This window comes from Paraburkholderia sp. SIMBA_030 (assembly GCF_046535245.1).
In the GTDB taxonomy this organism is placed as follows: domain Bacteria; phylum Pseudomonadota; class Gammaproteobacteria; order Burkholderiales; family Burkholderiaceae; genus Paraburkholderia.
Genome location: NZ_JAWRXB010000257.1, coordinates 1 through 308, shown reverse-complemented (window position 1 = coordinate 308; position 308 = coordinate 1). Strand labels below are relative to the sequence as shown.

Sequence of the window (308 nt, the reverse complement as noted above, 5' to 3'; positions counted from 1 at the left end):
CAAAAGATATTGCAACAAGACCCAACCAAATCACTTTATATCAATGGTGAATGGCAGGCAGGCGTAAATACCGTTGCCAATATCAACCCATCTGATATCACTGACACTATCGGTGAGTTCGCCCAAGCGAGTAGCGATCAAGTCAAAGACGCTATTGCTGCTGCCCGTCACGCTCAGCCAAAGTGGGAAGCGACTTCTTTAGAAAAGAAGCAGTCTATCCTACAAGCGATTGGCGATGAAATGATTGCTCGCTGTGATGAGTTAGGTACGCTGTTGTCTCTTGAAGAAGGCAAGCCGTTCGCGGAAGG

Annotated in this window: 1 protein-coding gene; it reads left to right on the top strand. The window is 47.4% G+C overall.

From position 1 onward, the window contains the following. The coding region (locus tag SB772_RS39905) for an aldehyde dehydrogenase family protein (RefSeq protein WP_410838506.1) at positions 1-308 on the top strand (308 nt) is incomplete at both ends.